Here is a 20,029-nt window from a genome sequence, read left to right as displayed (position 1 = left end):
CCGTAGGGTTGGCCGATGACCGCAGACAACGTCCGATTCGAGACACTCGCCGTCCACGCCGCCGAACCCCGACCCGCACACGGCCGCTCGGTCGTCTTCCCCATCTACCAGGGCACGGTCTACGAGATCGAACCCGGAGGCGGCGTCGACTACCTGCGCTACTCCAACACACCCACCCAGACCTACCTGCAGGACAAGCTCGCCGCCCTCGAAGGGGCCGAGGCCGCCGTCGCCACCGCCTCCGGCATGGCCGCGATCAGCACCGCGCTGGCCAGCGTCCTCGCCGCTGGCGACCGCATCATCGTCGCCGGGAACATCTACGGCGGCACCCACGCCCTCCTCGCCGAGGAGTCCCGCCGCATCGGCTGGGGCGTCGACTTCGTGGACGCCGACGACCCCGCCTCCTGGGCGGCCGCCCTCACTCCTGCGACCAGAGCGGTCTACGTCGAGTCGATCACCAACCCGCTCATCAGGGTCGGCGACCTCGCCGGACTCGCACGCTTCAGCCGCGAGCACGGCCTGACCTCGATCATCGACAACACCTTCACCACCCCGGTCCTGTTCCGGCCGCACCGCCTCGGCTACGACCTGGTGTGCCACTCGGCCACCAAGGGCCTCAACGGGCATTCGGACCTCGTCGCGGGAGTCGTCACCGGCTCGGCCGAACGGATCGAGCGGGTGCGCCACTTCCTGATGCTGCACGGCGGCAGCCTCGACCCGCACGCCGCGTTCCTGCTCTCGAGGGGCCTCAAGACCCTCGCGATCCGGGTCCGGGCGCAGGGCGAGAACGCGCTCGCGCTGGCGCGGTTCCTGGAGGCGCACGAGGCGATCGCCGAGGTGCACTACCCGGGCCTGGAGTCGCATCCCGACCACGCGCGCGCCGCGGAGTTGTTCGGCGGGTTCGGTTCGATGCTGGCGTTCCGTCCCGCCGGGGGGCTGGAGGCGGCCGAGCGGCTGCTGAAGTCACTGCAGATCCCTTACTCGGCAGCGAGTCTCGGCGGCGTCGAGTCGCTTGTGACGCGCCCGGCGATCAGCAGCCACGCGAAGCTGACCGCCGAGGAGCGGGCGGCCGCGGGCATCGGCGACGACCTCATCCGGTTCTCGACCGGCATCGAAGCGGCCGAGGACCTCATCGCGGACTTCGGGAGGGCGCTGGGCGACTGAGACATTCGAGACGCATGGAGTGCGCTGGGGCCGCCGGGCGCACCGCCCGTGCGCCAGGGGCCGAGGACCCCATGGCGGCGTTCGCCCGGGCTTCGGACGACCGCGTCGGTGGATGGCGCGGGCGGCGGGCCCGGCGGGCATCGCCGCAGAACGCCGCCGCCCGGACCGCATGCAGGTGAACGAACGGACCGGGCGCTCGTCGTGTCAGGCGCGTTTGCTCCAGTGCGGCATGGGGACCGGTGCGAATCTGATCCTCGTTCCGGGCCTCGCCTGGGCGGCGGCGGCCAGGGCTTCGGCTCCGACGACTCCGACCACGGGATAGCCGACAGTGGTCGGGTGGTCGGCGCCGAAGAGGATCAGCTGCCCGTTCGGCGGCACCTGGAGCGCGCCCGCGACGATACCCTCGCTCGGCAGCTCCGCGGTGTCGCTGCGCCGCAGCATGTGTCCGTCGAGGCGCAGCCCGATCCGGTTGGAGTGCTCCGAGACCGTCCACACGCCGCGCGTGAGCTCGGCGACTGCCTCAGGCCGGAACCACTCCAGTCGCGGTCCCAAGTGGAGTTTCATGACGATCTCCTCGCTGATCCCGGCCCACGGCGCGGGCCACTGCGTCGGCAGCGGCGGGTGCGCGGGGCTGGGGCCGAGCGGGATGGTATCGCCGTCCTGCAGCGGCGCCGGGCCGAGGCCGGAGAGGAGACAGGTCGAGTGCGATCCGAGGCTCGACTTCGGGTGCAGCCCACCGGAGAACGCGAGGTAGGAGCGCACCCCGACCTCGGCGGGTCCGGCGTCGAGCACCGAACCGGCCTTGAGTTTCACCGGCTGTCCCCAGGCCTCCGGGCGGCCGTCCACGGTGACCGGACACGGCGCGCCGCCCACGACCACGGTGACGTTCCGGTGGGCCCTCACGGTGCAGCCGTTCAGGGTCGTCTCGAGCGCGCATGCCCCGGTCGGGTTGCCCGCCAACTGGTTCGCGAGCCGCCACGACGGCTGGTCGGCCGCCCCCGAGGGCGGCACCGCGAGATGCCCCCAGCCGGGACGTCCGGCGTCTTGGCAGGTCGTGAGGACGCCCGCGCGCAGGATCTCGATGTGGCTCATACCCGCACCGCCGCGAACCGCACCTTAGTGCCGGGGACGAGGAGCGCCGCGGGTTCACGGTGCTCGTTCCACAGTCGGCCCGGGTTGGTCATCGTCGCGATGAGCTGCCAACCTCCGGGGCTCGAGCGGGGATAGACGCCGGTGTAGGGCCCGGCGATGGCCACGGAACCCGCCGGAACCGAGGTGCGCGGCTCGTCGCGGCGCGGGACGTGGAACTCCTCGGGCAGGCCTTCCAGGTAGGCGAACCCGGGCGAGAACCCGCAGAACGCCGCCTCGTACTCCACACTGGAGTGGATGTCGGCCACTTCCTCGGCGCTCACACCCCAAGCCTTCGCGACGGTTTCGAGGTCGGGTCCGTCGTAGCAGACGGGGATCTCGACGGTCTCGCCTGCCACTTCCGGCTCGACCGAGATCGGCCAGCCGGGGAGTTCGGCGGCGAGCAGTTCGGGCTCGTCGATGCCGTCGACGAGCACGGTTGTCGCACCCGGGACAAGGTCGGCGGCCTCCAGGAGGCCGGACATGCGCCGGGCCTGGAGCGATCGGTAGCAGGCGCGCGCGACCGCGGTGGTGCCGCAGTCGATCAGGATGCCGCGCGGCCCGGCCGGGAGCGGCCTGAGAGGGTGGGTAGTGGGTCTGGTGCTCACGAGAAAGCCTCCACGTCGATGCCTCGCTGTATCAATGCGGCTCTGATGGAGGTGGCGACCTCCACTGTGTCAGGACCATCGCCGTGTACGCAGATCGTTTCGGCCGCAACGCGAGTGCGAGTGCCGTCGATGGCGGTAACAACCCCTTCCTCAGCGAGTGACACGGCCTGTGCGACCGCCTCGGCGGGCGTCAGCAGCGCGCCGGGCAGCCCCCGCGGTACGAGGCGCCCGTCGGGCAGATACCCGCGGTCGGCGAAGGCCTCGCCCACGACGGTGAGCCCGGCCTCGGCCGCAACGAGGTCGAGCGCGTTCCCGCGCTGTGTGAGCAGCGCGGGAACGCCCGCGAGCTTCGCGCCCTCGACCACGGCCGCCGCCTGCCCCGGGTCTCGCCCGGCCCGATGGTAAAGCGCCCCATGCGGTTTCACGTACGCGACCGTCGCGCCGACTGCTTCGGCGAAGACCCGGAGCGCGCCGATCTGGTACGCCACTTCGGCGGCCAGTTCGTCTGGGGGAACGTCGATCTCGCGCCGGCCGAACCCGGCGAGGTCCCGGTAGGAGACCTGGGCGCCGATGCGCACGCCGCGGGAGGCGGCGAGGGCGGTGACGCGCTGCAGCGTGGCCGGGTCTCCGGCGTGGAAGCCGCACGCGACATTCGCGCTCGTGACGATGCGCAGCAGCGCGTCATCATCGGTGAGCACCCAGCGACCGAAACCCTCCCCCAGGTCCGCGTTGAGGTCCATGCTTAAACGGTACCGGAGCGCGAGGGATTCGGGCGCTTCGGGAACGGGGGGAGAAACCCCACCCCCGATCCACCCGTTCGGGTGAGGCAGCGGCCACTTCCGGACACGTTCGGGTGACACGGTCGCCGCCGGGCCCGGTTCTTGTCGGACCCCCGCGCGACGCTGGGCAGTATCTTCCCCTCTCGTGGCGGGTGGGGGCTTGTGGATGGCGGGTCGGCGGTCTGCGAATCGCGAACCGGCGGCGGACGATCCGCTCACGACACCGGACCCGCGACTTGCGGCAAGCGTTTTCTTTCGCTAAGTTTCAAGCACCCCACCGGTGCCGCCTCCCGGCCGCCGACTTCTTGGAGGATCCATGACGACAGGTCCGACTTCACCGACCCCGCAGGCCGCCGCCGCCGAGGACCACCGCGCCCCCGCCCCGCTGTTCGCCGACCCGGTCTTCGACGGCCCCACCGACCCCACCGTCGTCTTCGATCCCGAGAGCGCCCTCTGGCACCTCTTCTACACCCAGCGCCGCGCCAACACCGCCGACGCGGGCGTCGCCTGGGTGCACGGCACCGAGATCGGCCGCGCCACGAGCCCCGACGGTCGTGAATGGACCTATCGGGGCACCGTCTCCCTTCCCGGCACCGCCCCCGGCGACACCTGGTGGGCCCCCGAGCTCGTGCGCCACGACGGCCAGTGGCACATGTACGTCACCTATCTCGAAGGCGTGCGGGAGGACTGGACCGGCCCCGCCGAGATCCGCCACTACACCTCCGCGGACCTCGAGGACTGGATCTTCCGGTCCACGCTCGACCTCGACTCGGCGCGCGCCATCGACGCCACCGTCCACGAGCTGCCGAACGGCAAGTGGCGCATGTGGTTCAAGGACGAGTCCCGCGAGAGCCGCATCCACACCGCGGACTCCCCGGACCTGTTCAGTTGGACGCCGACTGGTCCCGCCGTCACCGGCCAGGCCCAGGAGGGCCCCACCGTCTTCCCGCTCGGCGGCGTCTACTGGATGGTCACCGACGGCTGGTCCGGCCTCCTCGTGCACCGCTCGACCGACCTCGAGCACTGGCACCGCCAGCCCGTGCCGCTCCTCGCCGGGCCCGGCAGGCGCGCCTTCGACGAGGCCCTCGGCCACCACGCCATGGCCCTCACGCAGGGCCCTGACGAGGGCTTCCTCTACTACTTCACCCATCCTGGCGGCGGGCGCCGCTCGACCGTCCAGGTCGCGCGCCTCCACGTGCGCGACGGCTGGCTGCGCTGCGAGCGCGACGAGCCGTTCGACTACCGCCCCGATCCCGCCAAGGCGCCGGCCCTCCGCGGCGGCGGCGCCTGAACCGCGGCCGCGGCGGCGCCTGAGGCCCCGCCGCGACCGAACCGGCCGCCTCCGAACCTTCCGGGGGCGGCCGCCCTGTGTCTGGAGTGCTTCAGTGGGGCCGGAGTGCATGCTCGAATCATTACCAATATGGACAGAGTCGACATGATGACACTCTGTAAACTTGGTTGCCAAAACCCCTGGTAGACAAGCATTTTCGGGGGACCCGAAATTTGCGTTCCCGGTCTATGCTGAGACTCACATTGAGTCCATTGAGCCCCCGGAGGCGGCATGTTCGGTGAGGACGCCATCGCCCAGCAACTGGCGGAAGCCCGCTCGCAACTGGATGTCGTCAGGCAAACCCAGCAGAACCACCAGGTCCCTCCCGTCACCGCCGAGGCGGCCGACGGGCGCATCAAGATCACCCTCGGCGCGAACGGCCGCGTCGAGCGCTTCGAGTTCACGGAGGTGCGAGTGCTCAAGGAGGGCACCGAATACCTCGAGGAGGAGCTCTGCAACCTCGTCAACGCGGCCCTCGACGCCCGCGCCGAGTCCCTCTCGGCCGACACGGCCGCACCCGACCTGGAGGCCATCGGCGAGGCCGTCGCCAAGCTCCAGGACCAGGGCCTCGCCCAGATGCGCGCCATGAGCACCCAGATCAGCGCGGTCATGAAGAAACTCCAGGGAGGGTCCTGACATGGTGGTGGAGCTCGACCTCGACTCGATCCGGGAGGGCGCCGACGCGCTCGACGCCGCGACCGAGGTGGTCCAAGGCCTGTTCGAAGAGTTCAAATCCGCCGTGGAGGGACTCGCCGACTCCTTCGGCGGCGACATGATCGGCTCGCTCCTCGACCTCGCGCACCAGGTGTGCATGGAGGCCCTCATGGAGTGCATCGAGTCGAACGTCGAAGACCTCCTCGACTACGCGGTCAACCTCCGCGAGATGGCCGACAACCACGAATCGGCCGACAGCGAGGCCGCCCGCATCTTCCGCGAGCTCCTCGCCGAACTCGGCCTGTAGACCCCGCCCCGGCCGCCGGCACCGGCCACCGCGCCTTCCTTCATCACCCTTTGCGTTCCTCCCCTTACGAAGGAGACCCCAGTGGGTATGCAACTGCCCTCAGAACTCACGAGCCTGCTCTCCATGCTCGGCTACGACTGGCCCGAATCGGACGAGACGAAGCTCTTCGACCTCGGCGACAACTGGACGAAGCTCTCCGATCAGCTCACCGGAGCGATCGACCAGCTCGAGGACGCCGCCCGCGGCGTCATCGACGGCAACATCAGCAAGGACATCGACGCCTTCCGCTCCGAATGGGAGGACGGCGAGTCCGCGGTGCGGAACATCGCCGACATCGGCGAGCCCTCGAACATCATCAGCATCGGCCTCATGATCGCCGCGGGCGTCGTGCTCGCCCTGAAACTGCAGATGATCGTCCAGCTCGTCACGCTCGCCATCCAGATCGCGCAGGCCATCGCCACCGCCGTCGCCACCTTCGGCGCCTCGCTCCTGGAGATCCCCATCTTCAAGATGATCACCTCGATGCTCATCGAGCAGCTCCTCAACATGGCGATCGAGGCGGTGCTCAATGGCTAGGGCACGCACGCGGGCCGCGCGATCGACCGTCTCCAAGGGCGCCAAGATCATCTCGGCGATCATCGACAACCCGCGCTTCTTCCGGGCGGGCAAGGGCCGCGGCGTCAAACCCAAGGTCGTCACCATCAGGTTCGACTCCAAGATGAGCAAGAAGGACTTCCGGACGAAGGCCGACTCGCTCCTGCGCCTCAGCCGCGAGGGCAAGCTCCGCAAGACGCCCGTCAAGCGCGACCCGCAGATCACCCGCAACTACCGCGGCGCGACCATCCGCAAACTCGCCGGACGCCACCGCGGCAACCGGGCCGAGCAGCGGCGCATCGCGCAGAAGTTCAGCGGCCGCACGTCCGCGAACCGGGCCGGGGACGGGCTCGACCCCGACCACGTGCACGAATTGCAGCTCGGCGGGCGCGACCACGCTGATAACCTCCGCTGGATGGACGCCTACACGAACCGCACCATCGGCTCCCAGATCGCCGGGCAGCTCAGAGGCGTGCCCGACGGCACACCCGTCATCATCAGAGTCCTCGGATACTGAAAGGACCGTCCAGGATGGAACTCGCGGCGAAAGTGGCGCTCGTCCGACCCCGCATGGGAGAGCTCGATCGATACGGATGGGACTACGAGCTCGGCGAACCGGCCGAGCCCGCGGGCCTGCCGCCCGCGCTCGCGGAGCTCTACCGGATCTTCGACGGCCTGAGCACCCGCATGGGGTTCATCGACCTCCTCGACGCCGAAGGCGCCCTTGCCGAACTCGCCAAGAAGGGGGCGGGGGACCTGCACGACCCCGTCCCGAACCTGCTGCAGTTCGGCACGATCGGCTACAGCGACGCGCTGTGCACCGACCTCGACTCGGGGGCGGTGCACCTGTTCAACGGCGACTTGTACATCGACGCCGTCAAAATGGGCGAATCGCTGGAGACGAACCTGCTCGCGCCCAGCCCGGTCGCCTTCGCCGACGCGTTCCTCTTCGGCCCGCGCTACCGGGAGCTCATCGAGCTCGTCGGCGGCTACCCGACGCCCGAGGACGAGGAGGAGGACGAATGGCGCCTCCTCATCGAGGAACTCGGCTTCGCCTGACCCCTTCCCGCAACCCGAAAGCATCCCTGACCTGAGGAGGCCCGCATGCCCGCGGCAGCGAAGTACCAAGCACTGTGGACTGAAGACGAACTGATCCCCTACCCGCGCGAGGATTGGCTCGCGGACGGCTTCCCGGCCGCGGCCCTCCCCGAAGGCGACGAAGTGCCCCTCGACGTCGAGGTCGTCTACACCGCCTACCTCCCCGGCAGCCCCGGCCTCTACGACACCATCAGCCTCGGCACCGAGGACGGCAAGGTCGACCTGCGCCTCATCGTGGTCGGCGCGGTCGAGGACGACAAGAACCTCCTGTACGTGCTCGACCCCGCCAGCGGCGACATCCTCCAGCTCGACCAGGCCAACCCGCGCGACGTCCAGGCCGTCAACTCCAACTACCGCTGCTTCATCGAGTTCCTGTACCACTTCGCGCAGTTCGTCAACGCCGACGACGGCAAACCGGGCCGCGCCGAGCGCGCCGCCTCCCTCCGCGAGATCCTGATCCGCTTGGACCCCAACGCCTTCGCGGCGGGAGCCTGGTGGCCCCTGGTCTTCGACCAGCTCGGGGCGTAGCCCGGGACCGTCCGCCGGCCGGGATCGGCGCCGCGCGCCGATGCCGCCGCGGCGCTGCCGCCTAGGTGACGCCCGCGCAACACGCCGTGCAGTGGAATGGCCATGACGGCCGAATCCCCGGGCCGCGGCGAAAGGACGGCACCCCGATGGACACCTTCAAGAAGACGGCAATGTGGACGGGCATCGTCATCACCGGACTGTGCGGCGTCGTACTGCTCGGCGGCGGCAAAGTGCAATCGGGAACGCTGCTGACCGCCACGGCCTTCATCCTGGCGCTGCCGGTCAAGCGGCACCGGCTGCCCCTGTGGGCCCGCATCGGACTGATCTGCGCGGTATTCGGCCTGGTGGCACTCAACATCTCCACCACCGAGCTCCCGGGTTCCGCGAACGGCATGGCGGCGGCCTGCGGCGATGAAGTCGCCGACACCTACACGCCGACCGGGATCGAGTTCGTGGACCAGGTCTCGTACATCTTCGCCGGCTTCCTCGCGCAAGCGGCGCCTTCCTAGGCCGCGTTCACGGGCCCTGGAAGCCCAGCCGGTCAGGCCTTCGCGCCCTCCAGCTGCATGAGGGCGATCGACCACCACGACTCCCGGTCGGCGAGGGCCTGCGGGTCGATCCCGTTCAACGTGCCGCGCAAGACCTTGGCCCGCCGGGCGCGGCCCGCGCCGCCCGTGTCGGCGTCGATGAACAGCGCGAAGTGGTACAGGAACTCGGTGAGCGCCTTGAACGTCGAGTTCACCAGCTCCATCGTCCCGTCGCTCACGCCCAGGAGCAGGACCTGGCCGCTGCCGGTGTCGAGGCAGAACAGCATGTCGTCCTTGTCGTCCGGGACCGCGCCGACCACCGCCAGCTCAAGCGTCCCGTCCCGCCCCATGTCGAGGTTGATCCGGCTGTACAGGTCGAACCTCGCGTCCTCGAGATACGCGGTGTACACCACGGACATGTCGATCGGCAGGAAATCGACCACGGGATAGGTCGCCTTGGGCGCCTTGAACTCGCCGATCCACGCCTCCCGCGGGAACGGGATGACGTTGTCGGGCTCCCAGGCCTTCAGATACGCGTCGCTGTCGGTCACAGTGCTTCCTTACCAGGGGAGTGGGGGGATCTAGAAGAGTCCGGCGACGGCCGCGACCACGAACAGGACCAGGATCACGAGCACCGCGATCGCGAAGTACAGGAACACCTGCGGCGAGATCGCGAAGAGGATCAGCGCCAGCACCGCCGCGATCGCGACTGCGACACCGGCGATCTTCCACTTCCGCGAACCCTCGTCCGCACTCTCGCGCAACTGCTGATTCACCTTCGACAGGGGCGTCGCGGGCATGGCCGCAGTCGGCTCCAACCCGGCCTCGGTGAACCCCGGAGGCGGCAGCTGCTGCAGGTCCGCCAGCAGGATGTCGAGCTCGGAGTAGACCTTCGCCTGCATGGCGGCATCGATCCGATCCTGGTACTCGGGCACGTCGAGGCGGCCCTCCTCGACCGCCTGCCGCAGCCGCTCCATCACCACCTGCCGGTCGGACTCCGACGCACGCATCTGATCGCGGTCCATTCCGAGACACCTCCATAGTCGGATGCTCCTCAAGGATGCCAGCACGCCGCAACAGACGCCAGAGAAACCTGCGGGCCGCGAGCCGCGGACCCTTCCCCGAACGCCGCGAAGCTGCGACGATGGGACCGTGAGCGAGCGGGAGCAAGTGATCGTCGGCGTCGGAGCCGGCACCGAGGCCACCGACATGGTGCTCAACATCGGGCCGCAGCACCCGTCCACGCACGGGGTGCTGCGCCTGCGGCTGCGCGTCGACGGCGAGCGCGTCACCGAATGCGAGCCGATCATCGGCTACATGCACCGCGGCGCCGAAAAGCTCTACGAGGTGCGCGACTTCCGCCAGATCATGCTCCTCGCCAACCGGCACGACTGGCTCTCCGCGTTCTCCTCAGAACTCGGCGTCGCCCTCGCCGCCGAGCGCCTCGCCGGAGTCGAGGTGCCCGAGCGGGCGGTCTGGCTGCGCATGGCGCTCGCCGAGATGAACCGGGTCCTCAACCACCTCATGTTCCTCGGCTCGTACCCGCTGGAGATCGGGGCGATCACCCCGATGTTCTACGCCTTCACCGAACGCGAACGGCTGCAGCAGGTCATGGAGGAGGCCAGCGGCGGACGCATCCACTACATGTACAACTGCGTCGGCGGCCTCAAAGCGGACGTCCCCTCCGGCTGGGAGGGGCGCTCGCACCGGGCCCTCGACGAGGTCGAGCACGGCATGGCCCGCCTCGACAAGCTCCTGCGGCACAACGAGATCTTCGCGGCCCGCACCAAGGGCGTCGGCGTGCTCGACGCCGCGACGGCCGCCGCGTACGGCGTGACCGGCCCGGTCGCCCGCGCCAGCGGCCTCGACTTCGACCTGCGCCGCGACGAGCCCTACCTCGCCTACGACCAGCTGGACGTGCCGGTGGTGCTGCGCACCGAAGGCGACTGCTACGCGCGATTCATCTGCCTGCTCGACCAGGTGCAGGTATCGATCGACCTCGCACGGCAGTGCCTGGAGCAGGCGTCGCTCATCGGCGGGCCGGTGAACGTCAAGCAGCCGAAGATCTTCAAACCGCCCGTGGGCGAGACGTACGTGTGGACCGAGAACCCGCTGGGCGCCAACGGCTACTACCTGGTGAGCAGGGGCGAGAAGACGCCGTGGCGGCTGAAGCTGCGCACCGCGTCCTACGCGAACGTGCAGGCGCTGGCGACGCTCATGACCGGTTGCCTCATCCCGGACATGATCGCGATCCTCGGCTCGATGTTCTTCGTGGTCGGCGACATCGACAAGTGAGCGCGGGTCACCATTCGCCGGTGGCGAGGTTGTAGATCACCGCGAAGATGCCGATGACCGCGAGGAAGCCCAGGCCCAGCAGCCACTGCATGCCGTAGTTCTTCCACGCCTGCGCCTTCGGGTCGCCGCCGGGCAGCGGTCCGGTGTAGACCTGCGGCTGGTGCGGGTGCTGCCCGTACGGCGCGGCCGGAGGCTGCGGGGCCTGCTGGTACGCCTGCGGCGCATAGGGAGGCGGCGGCTGATGCGGGTACGGGGGCTGCTGCTGGTACTGCTGCTGACCGGGTTGCCATTGCGGCGGTTGGTACGTCATGGGGGAGGGCTCCTTCGAGGGAGGGTGTGAAGGCCCGCTCACTGTATCGCGGCGCCGCCGCGGGCCGTCTCAGTCCGCCTGGGTGGTCTCGGTGACGTCTCCGGTCGACCCGGCGCCCTCACCGGGGCTCTGGGCGTCGTCGACCCCGGCGTTCAACAGGGCGAACAGCAGCATCACCGCCGCGACGCAGCCCGCGGCGATCATCAGCGTCTTCCAGGCGCTGCGGTACTCGCTGCCCGCCGCGACACCGGTCTGGCCGTTGATCAGGACCCGGCCGCGCTCGCCCTCGAACTCCCAGTCCACGACCCACACCGGCAGGAACCGGATCTCGGCCTCGACGCCTCCGGCGCGCGTGCGGGGCGTGCCGATCGTCTGATACGCACCGCCGAGGTCCGCCCTGATCGCGGCCGCGAGCTGGTCGTCCGAGAACGGATGCCAGTCGTTCGCCGCCTCCTGCGCCGACACGGACCTGCCGATCAGATCGAAGCCGCTGAGCCGCTCGGGCGTGGCCGCGATCCGCTCGTCGAGGCTCCATCCGGGCCGGACGGCCGCCAGGTGCTTCGCGAAGCCCTGACCGAACTCGACGTCCGGAATGAACGCCGGCCGCGCGAACTGATAGCGCCGGTGCAGGAACTCGCGGTTGACCGAGACGCGTTCGGGCGGCTGGGTCTGCACCGCGCTTGTGCCCGCCGCCGAGGGCTGGATCTGCGTCGAGCCCTTGTACTCGACGTACAGGTCGGCCTCGCCGACCCAGTACGGCACGAACACGGCCCGGCGGGCGCCCGCGCTCACCAGTCTGCGGAAGTCCTCACGGGCCCGCCACCGGCCCCGCGCCCATTCGCGGAAGCGGTCGTCGACCAGCGACTCGTCCACTTTGAACGGAACGACCGCGGCCTCGAACTCGGGCTTGGCATGGCGCGGGAAGCGGTGGAGCCCGAGGACGGGCGGGTCGAGCGGCGCCTCGGTGAGCGGCACCGGGGGCTCGGCGCCGCCGCGGAGCTTCGCGCCGATGACGCGGGCGACAGCTTCGGGGCTCCGCTCGCGCGCGTCCACGAACCCGATGTCCTGCAGCAGGACCGGCCATTCGGCGTCGTCCAGGCGCACCGGCAGGATGTAGTCGCGCTTGGTCCTGATCGCGGTCGCGATCGCCCCGCGCAGCTCGACCTGCTGCCAGACCTGATCGAAGTACGCCCCGGAGAGCGCGAGCACGACGTACTCGGTGTCGTTCGCGAACAACTCGGCGAGATGGGTCGGCCGGTGCTTGCCGAGGAGGTCCGCCTCGGCGTCGACGTCGATGAAGCCCTTGAGGCCCTCGGCATCGAGGCGGTCGTACAGGGGTTTGGCGAAATCGCGGTCTTCGTCCGCATAGGTGATGGCGAAGTCGTATCGATGGGGGTGGTTCACGGTCCCAGTATCGCGTGCCCTACCGGCAGTGAGGGAACGGTGTTCAGGCGCAGCCGCCTGTGGTCTCGTGGACGCGCAGCGGCTGGGCTTCGACCGGTTCGGTCCAGCTCGACAGGGTCTCGCCGCCCGGGCAGTCGACCGAGCCGTACGCCCAGTCGGCCGTGGCCCCGGCCGGAGGGTCGGGCGTGAACGACCCGATCGGCCCTTCCAACGGCCTGCAGCCGCTGACCGCCTGCACCTCGACCGGCTCCGACCAGCGCCCGCCCGGCGGCTCGCCGACCGGGGCGGTGACCCGCACGCCGATGAAATCCCCGGTCGTCCCCGACCACGAGGCCCCGTCCGGCTCGTTCGTCAAGACCCGCAGCGCGAACCGCTCTGCCAGCGCCTCGACGTTCGCCACGGTCGCACCCGAGACCTGGAGCGTCCGTTCGAGCGACAGGCCCGCCCGCACCGGCGTCACGTCGCACGCCTCCCAGCTCAGCGGCCCCACCGCGAGCACCGCCGCGCCCGTGAACACTCCCGCCGCCTCGCCGATCGCCGCGTCCAGCAGCTCCCGGGCGCCGGCCGCGTCCACCTGCTCGCGCACCGTCGCGCGCGACGCGGCGAAAGCGACCGCGACCAGCAGCACCGCCCACACGACGACGGCGACACGCAGGCGACGGCGCCACCGCGCCGAGACGTTCGAGAACACGACCCAAGTCTGCCCTACGCCTTCCGCGAGATGACGGTCACAATCTGCGCGCTGATGTCACACTTCTGAACCATGTCCCGTCCTCCTCGCATGAACCGACAGGAAGCGCACCCCACCGAGGCACCCGCCGAGGCGCCTCCCGCGAGCCGCGCGCTCGCGCACTTCGAGGAACTCCGCCCGCGCCTCTTCGGCGTCGCCTACGGACTCCTCGGCTCGGTCGCCGAAGCCGAAGACGTCCTCCAAGACGCGTGGATCCGCCTGCAGCGCAAACTCTCGCCCCCCGAGCAGCAGCAAGACGGCGCCGACACCGAGCCGATCGAGGACCTCACCGGCTGGCTCATCACCACCACCTCCCGCCTCGCCCTCGACGTCCTCCGCGCCGCCCGCACCCGCCGCGAGGCCTACGTCGGACCCTGGCTCCCCGAACCGGTCGAGACCGCCCCGGACCCGGCCGACTCCGTGAGCCTCGCCGACTCCATGTCCTGGGCGATGCTCGTGGTCCTGGAGACCCTCAGCCCCGCCGAACGCGCCGCATTCGTCCTCCATGACGTCTTCGGCCTGACCTTCGACGAAGTCGGCTCCGCCCTCGGCCGCAGCCCCGCCGCCTGCCGCAAACTCGCCAGCCGCGCCCGCGAACACGTCGAGGAACGCAAGCCCCGCTTCGACGTCGACCCGCAAGCGCACCGCGCCGTCGTCGAGGCCTTCTCGCGGGCCACCCGCTCAGGCGACCTCGACGGCCTGCTCGAACTCCTCCACCCCGAAGCAGTCCTCACCTCCGACGGCGGCGGCCTCGTCCGGGCCGCCCGCAACCCGATCCGCGGCGCCGACAAGGTCGCCCGCTTCCTGGTCGGCGTCTCCCACAAGTACGAGGACCGCGCGCACCGCCCCATCGTCATCAACGGCAGCCCCGCCCTCGTCACCGTGGGCGGCGGCATCGTCGACGGCGTCATCGCCCTCGGCATCGAAGACGGCCGCATCACCACCGTCGACTACCTCCGCAATCCGCAGAAGTTCGCTGGCCTGCGCATCACACAGGCCGAACAGTAGGAAGGAACCATCATGGAACCCCGACTCGCCTTCACCGAAACCGAGTTCGCCAAGCACTACTACAAGAACATGCTCGCCAACGAGAAGCTCTTCCACACCGGCCCGGTCCCGCACGCCACCATGGAACTGCTCAAACTGCGCGTCAGCCAGATCAACGGCTGCGGCTACTGCGTCGACATGCACTACAAAGACGCCGTGCACGCCGGCGAGGACCCCGAGCGCCTCAACCTGGTCACCGTCTGGCGCGAGGCCCCGGCCTTCACCGAGCCCGAACGCGCCGCACTCGCGCTCGCCGAGGAGTCGGCCCGCATCGCGGACAACCCGCACGGGGTGAGCGACGAGACCTGGAGCCTGGTGCGCAAGCACTACGACGACGAGCAGATCGCGGCCCTGGTGGCAATGTGCGCCCAGATCAACGCCTGGAACCGCATCAACGTCATCCTCCGCTCCCCGGCGGGCTTCTACGACCCGGTCACCAAGACCGCCCGACACAAGAACCTGGAGCAATAGCTGCAACAGCGGGCCCGCCCAGCCGGCGGCGGGTCCGCCACTAACAACCGGTCCGCAAGGCGAGCAAGGCCGCACTGAGCCGCGGCGCGGGATGGTCAAGCCGCAGCACGACTCGATTGCGATGCAACGCGGCCGCGAGGCCAGAACCGCGAGGCGAGCGCGGTCGTGCCGAGCCGAGGTGCGCGATGGCCAGGCTGGGGCACAACTTGACTGCGCTGCAACGCGGCCGCGAGGCCAGAACCGCGAGGCGAGCGCGGCCGCGCCGAGCCGAGGCACACAGAAGGGGGCGGGGTGGGTGGGGGAGGGGGAGCCCCCCGAAGGCCTTCCCGAACAGCGCAACAGGCGCAGGAACCAGTCCCGAAGCTCCTGAAACTACGGCGCCAGGTCGTCCTCCAAGATGCGCCGGTGGGCCCGCTGGAGCTCCGGCCCCGGCTCCAAGCCGAGGGAGTCGATCATGCGATCACGCGTCTCCGCGAAGACCTGCAACGCCTCCCACCGACGGTGGTCCTTGCACAGCGCGAGCATCAGCAGTTCCGCGAGGCGCTCGCGGAACGGATTCGCGACCACCGCCGCGCGCAACTCGCCGATCGCCGCCGCGAAATCACCGGACTCCACCAGCAGCTCCCACCGCCGCGACTCCACCGCATAGCGCCGCTCCGTGAGCTCGACGGCGGTGGCGTACAGCGGGTTGTCGACGTCGATGCCCTCCAGCGGACTCCCGCGCCACAGCCGCAACGCCCGCTCGTACAGGTCGACCGCCCTCGCCGCATCGCCCGCCTCCCTCGCCCGGTCCGCCGTGCGGCACCAGCCGTCGAAGACCTCCAGATCGAGCTCCCCCGGCTCAGTCCGCAACGTCACCTGCCGCCGGTCCACCTCCACCCGCGACTCGAGTGACAACGGATCGGTCAACGCCGAACGCAAGCGCCGCAGATACGTACGCAGATTCGGCCCCGCTGAGGGCGGAGGATCGTTCCACACCAGACTGCCCAGCCGCTGCCGCGGCAGCGGACGGCCCGCGTTCGCGAGCAGCACCCCGAGCACTGTCTGCTGGCGGCTGCCGCCCAGATGGACGGGAACCCCTTCGACCAGCACCTCGAGTGGTCCGAGCATCCGGAACTCCATGTGGGACTCCTTCGACCGGCGGCATACGCCCGCAAGCGCTTGCGACGAGGCGTCGCTTCCTCCTATACGCCGCGTATGCGATCTGAAGTTGCTTTCATATCCACTGTGTCACATACGGTTCGGATATGGCCAAACGCAACATGAAACACCTCGCCAACACTGACCGCAAGCGCGCCATGGCCGCCGTGGCGCTCTCCTTCGCGGCCGCCGCCGGCACACTGCTCCTCGCCCCCGCGACCGCGCAGGCCGAGACCACCGGCGACCACTGCGTCTACAACCTCACCCGCGACGAACTCTCCTGCTCCGACACCCAGGAAGCGGCCCTCGCGGCCGACGCCGGCATCCAGGCGACCACCACCCTGGTGCGCCTCTACGACGACGCCAACTACGGCACCTCCAACGGCACCTTCACACTGACCGTCGACGGCTCCTACACCTGCTCGGCCGCGTACTCGCCGATCGAGTTCACCGTCGTCAACCTCGGATCCGCCGGCTGGAGCAACCGCGCCAGCTCCGCGCACACCTACCACTCGTGCGACGTCAAGCTCTTCGACAACTCCGACGCCACCGGGACGTCCTCCACCTGGATCGACAACCTCGCCAACCTCAACACCGCCGCCGGCGGCTGGGCCAACCGAGCCGGCTCCTTCCAAGTCAGCTGACCGATTCCGACAGGGTCCGGCCGCGCTCGCGGCCGGACCCGCGTGTACGCCGCGTATGCGACCTGAACCGGCTCTTGTATCCGCTTCGGCGCCTACGGTTCCGGGCATGGCTGATCGCACATGGCAAGACACCCCGCTCGGCAGGCGCGTGAAGGCCGCCGTGGCACTCTCGGTGGCGTTCGCGGCGGGCTCGCTGGCGCTCGCCCCCTCGACCGCGCAGGCCGATACCACCGGCGACCACTGCGCCTACGACATCGTCAGCGAGGAGCTCACCTGCGCCGACTCCCCGGAGGCGGCCCTCGCCGCGAACTCGGACGGCCTCCAGGCTGACAGCGTCCTGGTGCGGCTGTACAACGACACCAACTACGGGACCGCCAACGGCACCCACACACTGACCGCGCCGGGCTCCTACACCTGCTCGGCCGGATACTCACCGGTCGAGTTCACCATCACCAGAATGGGGAGCTTCGTCAACAAGGCCAGCTCCGCGCACACCTATCGCTCGTGCGACGTCAAGCTCTTCGACAGCGCCGACGCCACCGGGACGTCCTCCACCTGGATCGACAACCTCGCCAACCTCAACACCGCCGCCGGCGGCTGGGCCAACCGGGCCAGCTCCTACCAGGTCCGCTCCCCCCCCCCGCCCCCCCCCCGGCCCCGGCCCCCTGGGCGGCCGGGCCCGTTGCCGTTCGGCGGCAAGGCAAAAGGCGGGGCCGCGAAAGCGGCCCCGCCCTTCAGACTGGGTTACGAGCTGAATCGCCCCGGTCGGTCTCGGTGTTCGTGATCGACTAGCGGCTCACGGCGAGCTTGGTCTCGTTGAGACCGCGGTCGGCCTCGACCTCGCCGGTGGCGTCGCCGTAGCGCGAGAGCGCGCGGAGCGTCCACTTGCCGGGGGCGGCGAAGAAGCGGAACTGCCCGCCCTCACCGGTCACGACCTCGGCCGTGAACTCGCCGGAGCCGTCGAGCAGGCGCACGTACGCGCCCTGCACGAGTTCGCCCTCGTCGTTCACGACGGTGCCCGTGAGCACGGTCTCCTTCTCGATGTCGACCGACGCCGGCAGGGCCGCGTCCTGGTCGGGTGCAGCGCAGCTGTCAGACATGGTTGTTCCTTTCAGTACCGTCGCCGGTGGGTTACTTGGTGCCGGGCTCGTCGCCGAGGGCGATCGGCACGCCGACCAGCGAGCCGTACTCGGTCCAGGAGCCGTCGTAGTTCTTCACGTCCTCGTAGCCGAGGAGCTCGCGGAGCGCGAACCAGGTGTGGCTGGAGCGCTCGCCGATGCGGCAGTACGCGATCGTCGACTTGCCTTCGTCCAAGCCGGCCTCGCCGACGTAGAGCTCGCGCAGTTCGGCCTCGGACTTGAAGGTCCCGTCCTCGTTGGCGGCCTTGCTCCACGGCACGCTGAGCGCGGTCGGGATGTGGCCGGCGCGCTGCGACTGCTCCTGCGGGAGGTGGGCCGGGGCCAGGAGGCGGCCGGCGTACTCGTCGGGGGAGCGCACGTCGATGAGGTTCTTGACGCCGATGGCGGCCTCGACCTCGTCGCGCTTGGCGCGCAGGTCCCAGTTGAGGGGCTTGGCGACGTAGTTGGTGGCTTCGCGCTTGACGATCTCGGCGGTCACGTCGCGGGCGTCGAGCTCCCACTTCTTGCGGCCGCCGTCGAGGAGCTTGACGTCCTCGTGGCCGTACAGCTTGAAGTACCAGTACGCGTAGGCGGCGAACCAGTTGTTGTTGCCGCCGTAGAGGACGACGGTGTCGTCGTTCGAGATCCCGCGCTCGGACAGGAGCTGCGAGAACTGCTCCTGGTTGACGAAGTCGCGGCGGATCGGGTCCTGGAGGTCGTCCTTCCAGTCGATCTTCACCGCGCCCTTGATGTGGCCGTAGTCGTAGGCGGAGGCGTCTTCGTCGACCTCGACGAACACGACTCCGGGGGTGTCGAGGTTCTCTTCCGCCCAATCGGCGGTGACCAGCACGTCTTCACGAGCCATGGCTTGTTCTCTCCTGAACGTAAATGAGACTTGAGTTTCGAGTTTCCGAGTTCGAGAGCGTGCCCAGACCGTGTCGCGAAGCGGGGGCGGAACGCTGCGATTCGCAGCTGAGCAGGGTTCGTCCTGGACAGATGGTCCTGGATTCAAGCCGATGTGACGTCACACCCGAGGAGGTCCGCTTTTCGCAAGCGGGAGTTGGGTTTGAGTGAGTCGCAAGCCTTGCTCTGAAGTTCGCGCACGCTGGGCCGCAATGCGGCGACCGCCGTCGGGCCTCTCCGGGCCGGGCGAGTCGCCTAGGGCATTCGACAGAGCGTGGTCGCGATCATGCAGTAGTCGATCGCGCGCCGCTTGGTGAGCATCGGCTTGCGCATGGCTGGAACGCTAGCAGACTTCCCGGGCCGAATCCATACCCGTTCTCGCGATGCGGACTGTGACGAAGACCCAGAGCTACTTGGCGGTGGCGCCGGGTGCCCGCCCGCAAGGTGAGCGGACGGGCACCGAAAACGCAGGTGGATCAGGTGAGGACGACGTCCTGGGCGGTGCCTGAGACCGTGACGAGGTCCCCGTCGAACGCGACTTCGGTCAGCTGGATCCCATATGGCAGTTCGGGCAGCCCCACCGTGGTCTCGAACTCGGAGGCGGCCTGGTCGACCATCGGCTGCACCTGTGGCGGCAGGCCCTCGGTGAGGGATTCGACCGCGTCGGGCCTGAACGTGAGCGCGTTCTCGCCGAACTCGAACTGGCCGGTGGCCTCGATCTCGACTTCGACGCCCATGAGCTCCTGGGAACCGATCAGCGAGGCCGTGCCGTCCTCGTTGATCTGCAGGTCGTATCCGGTCTGCTCGGCCATGATCGCCTCGATCGAGTCCACGGAGACCGAGCCGCTCACGTCGAGGGTGCTCGCGACGGCGTCGCCGCCGTTCGTGAGCTCGCGCCAGTCGGCGTCGACGTCGTGCGCCACGAGCTCCAGCGTCGGGAAGATGAGCCCGTTCGAGCCGACGTCCCTGAGCGTGATGTCGATCTGCTCGAAGTCGCCGGTCCAGGCCTGGGTGAGGAACGGCCAGCCGTGGACCTTCACGTCGGGCTCCTGGTCGGAGTAGGCGCCGTGGTCGGCGGCGGTGGTCGCCACCTCGTCCGCGATGCGGCGTTCGACCAGCGCGTTCGCGACCCGGTCGCCGAGGGCGACGACCGCGACGAGGATGACGAGGATGATGAGGAGGCGGCGGAGGATCTTCACCAGGGTGGCTCCTGTGCTGCTTTGGGGACGGCGCGGTTCGCCGAGGATGGT

General features: G+C 69.6%; 26 protein-coding genes. 14 read left to right on the top strand and 12 right to left on the bottom strand.

Annotated elements, in window-relative coordinates; translation table 11 throughout:
• The first annotated feature begins 15 nt into the window (after window positions 1–15).
• The gene (locus O1R50_RS19175; protein ID WP_270111789.1) at window positions 16–1,164 is read left to right on the top strand and encodes a trans-sulfuration enzyme family protein; all 1,149 of its coding nucleotides are present in this window, start codon (window positions 16–18) and stop codon (window positions 1,162–1,164) included.
• A 204-nt stretch (window positions 1,165–1,368) separates the two neighbouring features.
• Here the strand turns inward: O1R50_RS19175 and O1R50_RS19170 are convergent, their stop codons facing one another.
• From O1R50_RS19170 to O1R50_RS19160, 3 genes are read right to left on the bottom strand one after another with little or no spacing between them, the layout of a single operon-like run.
• Window positions 1,369–2,256, bottom strand: coding sequence for a 5-oxoprolinase subunit C family protein (locus tag O1R50_RS19170; RefSeq protein WP_270111788.1), 888 nt, complete (start codon window positions 2,254–2,256; stop codon window positions 1,369–1,371).
• Window positions 2,253–2,900: a 5-oxoprolinase subunit PxpB gene (gene pxpB, locus O1R50_RS19165; protein ID WP_270111787.1), complete on the bottom strand. Its 648-nt coding sequence runs from the start codon at window positions 2,898–2,900 to the stop codon at window positions 2,253–2,255. Before pxpB ends, O1R50_RS19170 begins: the two co-directional genes overlap by 4 nt.
• Window positions 2,897–3,640, bottom strand: a complete 744-nt coding sequence (locus tag O1R50_RS19160; protein ID WP_270111786.1) for a LamB/YcsF family protein — start codon at window positions 3,638–3,640, stop codon at window positions 2,897–2,899. The genes pxpB and O1R50_RS19160 overlap by 4 nt, the downstream gene beginning before the upstream one ends.
• Window positions 3,641–3,995: 355 nt before the next feature.
• On the opposite strand from O1R50_RS19160, the gene O1R50_RS19155 reads away from it, so the two are divergent.
• From O1R50_RS19155 to O1R50_RS19120, 8 genes are all read left to right on the top strand, one after another.
• Window positions 3,996–4,970, top strand: coding sequence for a family 43 glycosylhydrolase (locus O1R50_RS19155; RefSeq protein WP_270111785.1), 975 nt, complete (start codon window positions 3,996–3,998; stop codon window positions 4,968–4,970).
• 270 nt (window positions 4,971–5,240) lie between these two features.
• Window positions 5,241–5,645 carry a YbaB/EbfC family nucleoid-associated protein gene (locus O1R50_RS19150; RefSeq protein ID WP_270111784.1) on the top strand — a complete coding sequence of 135 codons (405 nt, stop codon included), beginning with the start codon at window positions 5,241–5,243 and terminating at the stop codon, window positions 5,643–5,645.
• Window position 5,646: 1 nt separating this feature from the next.
• A complete protein-coding gene (locus O1R50_RS19145; RefSeq protein ID WP_270111783.1) occupies window positions 5,647–5,970 on the top strand; it encodes a WXG100 family type VII secretion target in 324 nt (107 codons plus the stop codon).
• 81 nt (window positions 5,971–6,051) lie between these two features.
• A complete protein-coding gene (locus tag O1R50_RS19140; protein ID WP_408612748.1) occupies window positions 6,052–6,546 on the top strand; it encodes a WXG100-like domain-containing protein in 495 nt (164 codons plus the stop codon).
• Entirely contained in the window at window positions 6,539–7,081 is a 543-nt protein-coding gene (locus tag O1R50_RS19135; RefSeq protein ID WP_270111781.1) for a hypothetical protein, read from the top strand. Before O1R50_RS19140 ends, O1R50_RS19135 begins: the two co-directional genes overlap by 8 nt.
• A 14-nt stretch (window positions 7,082–7,095) precedes the next feature.
• Window positions 7,096–7,623, top strand: coding sequence for a hypothetical protein (locus O1R50_RS19130; protein ID WP_270111780.1), 528 nt, complete (start codon window positions 7,096–7,098; stop codon window positions 7,621–7,623).
• Between the two features lie 45 nt (window positions 7,624–7,668).
• Window positions 7,669–8,190 carry an SUKH-4 family immunity protein gene (locus O1R50_RS19125; RefSeq protein ID WP_270111779.1) on the top strand — a complete coding sequence of 174 codons (522 nt, stop codon included), beginning with the start codon at window positions 7,669–7,671 and terminating at the stop codon, window positions 8,188–8,190.
• A 146-nt stretch (window positions 8,191–8,336) separates the two neighbouring features.
• Entirely contained in the window at window positions 8,337–8,699 is a 363-nt protein-coding gene (locus O1R50_RS19120; RefSeq protein ID WP_270111778.1) for a hypothetical protein, read from the top strand.
• 32 nt (window positions 8,700–8,731) lie between these two features.
• Here the strand turns inward: O1R50_RS19120 and O1R50_RS19115 are convergent, their stop codons facing one another.
• Both O1R50_RS19115 and O1R50_RS19110 read right to left on the bottom strand, forming a co-directional pair.
• Window positions 8,732–9,268, bottom strand: coding sequence for an SUKH-4 family immunity protein (locus O1R50_RS19115; RefSeq protein ID WP_270111777.1), 537 nt, complete (start codon window positions 9,266–9,268; stop codon window positions 8,732–8,734).
• A 30-nt stretch (window positions 9,269–9,298) separates the two neighbouring features.
• A complete protein-coding gene (locus O1R50_RS19110) occupies window positions 9,299–9,742 on the bottom strand; it encodes a DUF1707 SHOCT-like domain-containing protein (RefSeq protein ID WP_270111776.1) in 444 nt (147 codons plus the stop codon).
• Between the two features lie 184 nt (window positions 9,743–9,926).
• Here O1R50_RS19110 and O1R50_RS19105 point away from each other — a divergent pair, with 184 nt between their 5' ends.
• Entirely contained in the window at window positions 9,927–11,012 is a 1,086-nt protein-coding gene (locus O1R50_RS19105; RefSeq protein ID WP_408612751.1) for an NADH-quinone oxidoreductase subunit D, read from the top strand.
• Between the two features lie 7 nt (window positions 11,013–11,019).
• Here O1R50_RS19105 and O1R50_RS19100 read toward each other — a convergent pair whose 3' ends face one another.
• The 3 genes from O1R50_RS19100 to O1R50_RS19090 all read right to left on the bottom strand — a co-directional run bounded on the left by O1R50_RS19100 (window position 11,020) and on the right by O1R50_RS19090 (window position 13,417).
• Window positions 11,020–11,322, bottom strand: a complete 303-nt coding sequence (locus O1R50_RS19100; RefSeq protein ID WP_270111774.1) for a hypothetical protein — start codon at window positions 11,320–11,322, stop codon at window positions 11,020–11,022.
• 69 nt (window positions 11,323–11,391) lie between these two features.
• A complete protein-coding gene (locus O1R50_RS19095; protein WP_270111773.1) occupies window positions 11,392–12,726 on the bottom strand; it encodes a toll/interleukin-1 receptor domain-containing protein in 1,335 nt (444 codons plus the stop codon).
• Between the two features lie 43 nt (window positions 12,727–12,769).
• Window positions 12,770–13,417: a hypothetical protein gene (locus O1R50_RS19090; RefSeq protein WP_270111772.1), complete on the bottom strand. Its 648-nt coding sequence runs from the start codon at window positions 13,415–13,417 to the stop codon at window positions 12,770–12,772.
• Between the two features lie 90 nt (window positions 13,418–13,507).
• Here O1R50_RS19090 and sigJ point away from each other — a divergent pair, with 90 nt between their 5' ends.
• Window positions 13,508–14,464 carry an RNA polymerase sigma factor SigJ gene (gene sigJ / locus O1R50_RS19085; protein ID WP_270111771.1) on the top strand — a complete coding sequence of 319 codons (957 nt, stop codon included), beginning with the start codon at window positions 13,508–13,510 and terminating at the stop codon, window positions 14,462–14,464.
• Window positions 14,465–14,533: 69 nt separating this feature from the next.
• Window positions 14,534–14,974, top strand: coding sequence for a carboxymuconolactone decarboxylase family protein (locus O1R50_RS19080; RefSeq protein ID WP_408612750.1), 441 nt, complete (start codon window positions 14,534–14,536; stop codon window positions 14,972–14,974).
• Between the two features lie 372 nt (window positions 14,975–15,346).
• Here the strand turns inward: O1R50_RS19080 and O1R50_RS19075 are convergent, their stop codons facing one another.
• Window positions 15,347–16,096: an AfsR/SARP family transcriptional regulator gene (locus tag O1R50_RS19075; protein ID WP_270111768.1), complete on the bottom strand. Its 750-nt coding sequence runs from the start codon at window positions 16,094–16,096 to the stop codon at window positions 15,347–15,349.
• Between the two features lie 125 nt (window positions 16,097–16,221).
• Between O1R50_RS19075 and O1R50_RS19070 the strand changes: the two genes are divergently transcribed.
• The gene (locus O1R50_RS19070) at window positions 16,222–16,758 is read left to right on the top strand and encodes a hypothetical protein (RefSeq protein WP_270111767.1); all 537 of its coding nucleotides are present in this window, start codon (window positions 16,222–16,224) and stop codon (window positions 16,756–16,758) included.
• 106 nt (window positions 16,759–16,864) lie between these two features.
• Window positions 16,865–17,542, top strand: coding sequence for a hypothetical protein (locus O1R50_RS19065; protein ID WP_270111766.1), 678 nt, complete (start codon window positions 16,865–16,867; stop codon window positions 17,540–17,542).
• A gap of 4 nt (window positions 17,543–17,546) precedes the next feature.
• Here the strand turns inward: O1R50_RS19065 and O1R50_RS19060 are convergent, their stop codons facing one another.
• The 3 genes from O1R50_RS19060 to O1R50_RS19050 all read right to left on the bottom strand — a co-directional run bounded on the left by O1R50_RS19060 (window position 17,547) and on the right by O1R50_RS19050 (window position 19,978).
• Window positions 17,547–17,858 (bottom strand): DUF1416 domain-containing protein, encoded by a 312-nt coding sequence (locus tag O1R50_RS19060; RefSeq protein ID WP_205326659.1) that lies wholly within the window; start codon window positions 17,856–17,858, stop codon window positions 17,547–17,549.
• Window positions 17,859–17,889: 31 nt separating this feature from the next.
• Complete coding sequence (locus O1R50_RS19055) at window positions 17,890–18,741, bottom strand: sulfurtransferase (RefSeq protein ID WP_270111764.1); 852 nt, start codon at window positions 18,739–18,741, stop codon at window positions 17,890–17,892.
• Between the two features lie 514 nt (window positions 18,742–19,255).
• Window positions 19,256–19,978: an LmeA family phospholipid-binding protein gene (locus O1R50_RS19050; RefSeq protein WP_270111762.1), complete on the bottom strand. Its 723-nt coding sequence runs from the start codon at window positions 19,976–19,978 to the stop codon at window positions 19,256–19,258.
• Between the last annotated feature and the right edge of the window lie 51 nt (window positions 19,979–20,029).

Origin of the sequence: Glycomyces luteolus (genome assembly GCF_027622875.1) — a bacterium.
Classification (GTDB): domain Bacteria; phylum Actinomycetota; class Actinomycetes; order Mycobacteriales; family Micromonosporaceae; genus Glycomyces; species Glycomyces luteolus.
The sequence above is the reverse complement of the archived record's forward strand: the minus strand, read 5'-3'. Positions and strand labels throughout refer to the sequence as shown.

Excerpts from the sequence above, each read along its gene's own strand:
- O1R50_RS19135 (WP_270111781.1), top strand. The coding sequence starts at position 6,539 with ATGGCTAGGGCACGCACGCGGGCCGCGCGATCGACCGTCTCCAAGGGC.
- O1R50_RS19110 (WP_270111776.1), bottom strand. The coding sequence starts at position 9,742 with ATGGACCGCGATCAGATGCGTGCGTCGGAGTCCGACCGGCAGGTGGTG.
- O1R50_RS19100 (WP_270111774.1), bottom strand. The coding sequence starts at position 11,322 with ATGACGTACCAACCGCCGCAATGGCAACCCGGTCAGCAGCAGTACCAG.
- O1R50_RS19145 (WP_270111783.1), top strand. The coding sequence starts at position 5,647 with ATGGTGGTGGAGCTCGACCTCGACTCGATCCGGGAGGGCGCCGACGCG.
- O1R50_RS19150 (WP_270111784.1), top strand. The coding sequence starts at position 5,241 with ATGTTCGGTGAGGACGCCATCGCCCAGCAACTGGCGGAAGCCCGCTCG.
- O1R50_RS19170 (WP_270111788.1), bottom strand. The coding sequence starts at position 2,256 with ATGAGCCACATCGAGATCCTGCGCGCGGGCGTCCTCACGACCTGCCAA.
- O1R50_RS19075 (WP_270111768.1), bottom strand. The coding sequence starts at position 16,096 with ATGGAGTTCCGGATGCTCGGACCACTCGAGGTGCTGGTCGAAGGGGTT.
- O1R50_RS19060 (WP_205326659.1), bottom strand. The coding sequence starts at position 17,858 with ATGTCTGACAGCTGCGCTGCACCCGACCAGGACGCGGCCCTGCCGGCG.
- O1R50_RS19125 (WP_270111779.1), top strand. The coding sequence starts at position 7,669 with ATGCCCGCGGCAGCGAAGTACCAAGCACTGTGGACTGAAGACGAACTG.
- O1R50_RS19155 (WP_270111785.1), top strand. The coding sequence starts at position 3,996 with ATGACGACAGGTCCGACTTCACCGACCCCGCAGGCCGCCGCCGCCGAG.
- O1R50_RS19130 (WP_270111780.1), top strand. The coding sequence starts at position 7,096 with ATGGAACTCGCGGCGAAAGTGGCGCTCGTCCGACCCCGCATGGGAGAG.
- O1R50_RS19055 (WP_270111764.1), bottom strand. The coding sequence starts at position 18,741 with ATGGCTCGTGAAGACGTGCTGGTCACCGCCGATTGGGCGGAAGAGAAC.
- O1R50_RS19120 (WP_270111778.1), top strand. The coding sequence starts at position 8,337 with ATGGACACCTTCAAGAAGACGGCAATGTGGACGGGCATCGTCATCACC.
- O1R50_RS19070 (WP_270111767.1), top strand. The coding sequence starts at position 16,222 with ATGGCCAAACGCAACATGAAACACCTCGCCAACACTGACCGCAAGCGC.
- O1R50_RS19080 (WP_408612750.1), top strand. The coding sequence starts at position 14,534 with ATGCTCGCCAACGAGAAGCTCTTCCACACCGGCCCGGTCCCGCACGCC.
- sigJ (WP_270111771.1), top strand. The coding sequence starts at position 13,508 with ATGAACCGACAGGAAGCGCACCCCACCGAGGCACCCGCCGAGGCGCCT.
- O1R50_RS19175 (WP_270111789.1), top strand. The coding sequence starts at position 16 with ATGACCGCAGACAACGTCCGATTCGAGACACTCGCCGTCCACGCCGCC.
- O1R50_RS19065 (WP_270111766.1), top strand. The coding sequence starts at position 16,865 with ATGGCTGATCGCACATGGCAAGACACCCCGCTCGGCAGGCGCGTGAAG.
- O1R50_RS19160 (WP_270111786.1), bottom strand. The coding sequence starts at position 3,640 with ATGGACCTCAACGCGGACCTGGGGGAGGGTTTCGGTCGCTGGGTGCTC.
- O1R50_RS19105 (WP_408612751.1), top strand. The coding sequence starts at position 9,927 with ATGGTGCTCAACATCGGGCCGCAGCACCCGTCCACGCACGGGGTGCTG.